The organism is Streptococcus sp. HMSC061E03, assembly GCF_001813505.1.
Classification (GTDB): Bacteria; Bacillota; Bacilli; order Lactobacillales; family Streptococcaceae; genus Streptococcus.
This window is the reverse complement of sequence record NZ_KV812797.1, coordinates 170736-171118: the sequence shown is the minus strand read 5'-3', so window position 1 is coordinate 171118 and position 383 is coordinate 170736. Positions and strand designations below refer to the sequence as shown.

The 383-nt window shown below is 40.7% G+C and carries 1 protein-coding gene; it reads left to right on the top strand.

The window, feature by feature from the left end; genetic code table 11:
* Positions 1-383: Spy0128 family protein (locus HMPREF2917_RS11765; RefSeq protein ID WP_256324263.1), on the top strand; the 383-nt coding region annotated here is incomplete at both ends.

Sequence of the window (383 nt, the reverse complement as noted above, 5' to 3'; positions counted from 1 at the left end):
GAAAAACCTGAAAAACCAACTGAAAAACGTGTCAACAATGTTCCAATCTCAGTGGAATTTAACTTCACTAAGAAATTGGAAGGTCGTGATCTTAAAGCTAACGAATTCACATTCGAGTTGAAAGACAGCGACAATGTTGTGATTGCGACTGCAACCAACGATGCAGCTGGTAACTTCAAGTTCACTCCAGTTGATTACACAAATAAAGCTGGTAAAACTGTCACTGCCCTTAAATACCAGAAGGGTCAAGAAGGTACTTACACTTACACTGTAACAGAGGTTAAGGGTACAGACGCAACTGTCACTTATGATGAAATGTCTGCAGTTGTAACCGTTACTGTTTCTCATGACGGTACAGCGAAAGCCTTGATCACAAACGTGAC